Source organism: Campylobacter concisus, from assembly GCF_902460875.1.
GTDB lineage: Bacteria > Campylobacterota > Campylobacteria > Campylobacterales > Campylobacteraceae > Campylobacter_A > Campylobacter_A concisus_AA.
The window spans coordinates 62,542-64,626 of record NZ_CABPVR010000007.1; the positions used below are offsets into that span (position 1 = coordinate 62,542).

Here is a 2,085-nt window from a genome sequence, read left to right on the forward strand (position 1 = left end):
ATATTATCTACAAGCAACCTTTGTTCCAAAATGTCGTATATAACGGCCTTGTCTTTTAATATAACATAATCTTTTTTGTTGTTAGTTTCAAAAAGTTGAGAAACAAAAGCTCTAGTTTCACTTTCATTTAGTCCTAAGATAGAGCCATTTATATCTCTACTGATAAAGCCTATATCAGTTCCTTTGAAATTTTGTAAAGACTCTTTTGCTATGGTTATTAAGTTTTCTTTTTTCTTTTTATCTTTGTAAATTTCAAGTACCATTGCTCTTGCTTGTTCAAAACTCATAGGTTGTGGAGGAGTTATGCTTTTTACCCTAACTATCAAATATCCATCTTTGTATGTAAATGGTTTTATAACCTCACCAACTTTTGCCCCTTTTATTTCATCAAGTGAGAATGTTGCATTATCTTCATTTATACTAACAAATTCATTTGTTGCAAGCTCAGCTTTTTTGATAGAGGTATATTTTTTTAAAGCATCAGTCTTGCTTTTCTCGATATTGTAGTCTTTGACAACTTCAGTCTTTACTTCGTCAAATGATTTGATTTTATCATCAGAGCCTTTGTATCTCTCCTTGTTTTCGTTATAGTAGTCACTCAAAGTAGTTTGATTTACATCATTTTTATTTGACTCTATAAAGTATGTTTCTAGACCGTATATAGTCTTTGTCATATAGTTGTTTTTATTTGTTTCCCAAAGATTCTTTAGCTCTTTTTCATCTATTTTTATATCGCTTTGATTAGCATTTATTATCTGTATTGCTAATTTGTCTTGCATAAAAAAGCTTGCTTCCATCATTGCAATGTCTTCTTTGCTAGCTGGTAAATTTAAAATAGTTCTAAGCTTATCAAGTAGTATTGTTAGTTTTAAATTTTCTTCAAAATCAGTTGGATTTATTCTAGCTCTTCTTGAAATATCGTAGTATAAATTTTTATCAAAGGCACCATCTTTTTGAAATGTTGGATCAGCGATTATATATTTTAAAATATCATCTTTACTAACACTAAGACCTATATCGTCTGCAAAATTTAATAGTAAATTCTCTTGAATTGTAGCCTGAAGTGCAGCATTTTGTAATCCTAACTCATTGGCCTTTTCTTGTGTTAATTTACCATCAAAAAGATTATTGTAGTATTGATACAAATTATCGTATTTTTGTTGTAGTTCTTGAATGCTTATATTTCTGTGTCCTACTTTTGCTACCGAAGTGGCTCGATTGCTGTTTAAATCATATGCTCCCCAGCCTACAAAGCCTGCTCCAACAAAGGCTATTGTACTTACCCAAATGGTAACAACTAGGTATTTTTTATGTTTTTGCATCCAAGACAACATTAAATTTTCCTTTAAAAGACTAACGAAATTTGTATGATATATTATATAAAATTGCCTTAAATAAGCTTAAAATAGGGGCTTTAAAAATACCTTTGTGAAGAATTTTGCTAACAATTTTTTAGTATTGTTAGCAAAATTTTTAAATACTATAATCGCTATAACCACTAGTTAAATGAAGCAATTTGCAGCTATTTTCTAGTAAAGCTATCTCTTTTGCAAGAAGCTGAGGGCTTCTGCTGTATGCATAAATACCATATCCTTTAACGATAATAATGTTTGTGTTTTTTTCTAGCATATATCTATAAATTTCAGTTTCTGCACGTTCATACCAGTCATCATATTGCTTTGGATCATATACTGAAATTTTATCAAATCTCATATACCCAAAATAATCTTTCGGTACGATTTTTTCATGTTTCATTGCGTATGCAGTTGCGTATGGTGGCATCGCGTAGCAAACAAATCTTGCCTCATTTATATTTTTATAAATATTTAAGTGTATATCAGCATCAAGACTAGCTTCATTCCAACGATAGTCTTTTTTTGATGAAAGAAGTGTCAAATCATCGTCTTTTAAATTATCAAAAATGGCATTTTGTTTATTGATTATAAATTGATTTTTTTCGACTCTTGCTGAAATTGAGCCGTGAAAGACGCCAAAAAAATTCTTTCTAAACATAGAAAGTGATATTATTTTTATCTCATTTATTGAGTGTTCTAGCTCCATTTTTTCTCCTACGTTTAAGCGATT

General features: G+C 29.8%; 2 protein-coding genes. Both read right to left on the reverse strand.

Annotated features, from left to right (window positions below):
• Nucleotides 1–1,334 (reverse strand): peptidylprolyl isomerase (locus F3H01_RS04185; protein ID WP_149725125.1); only part of this gene is annotated, 1,334 nt, incomplete at its 3' end.
• 139 nt (nt 1,335–1,473) lie between these two features.
• The gene (locus F3H01_RS04190) at nt 1,474–2,061 is read right to left on the reverse strand and encodes a class II aldolase and adducin N-terminal domain-containing protein (RefSeq protein WP_149724952.1); all 588 of its coding nucleotides are present in this window, start codon (nt 2,059–2,061) and stop codon (nt 1,474–1,476) included.
• Nucleotides 2,062–2,085 lie beyond the last annotated feature (24 nt).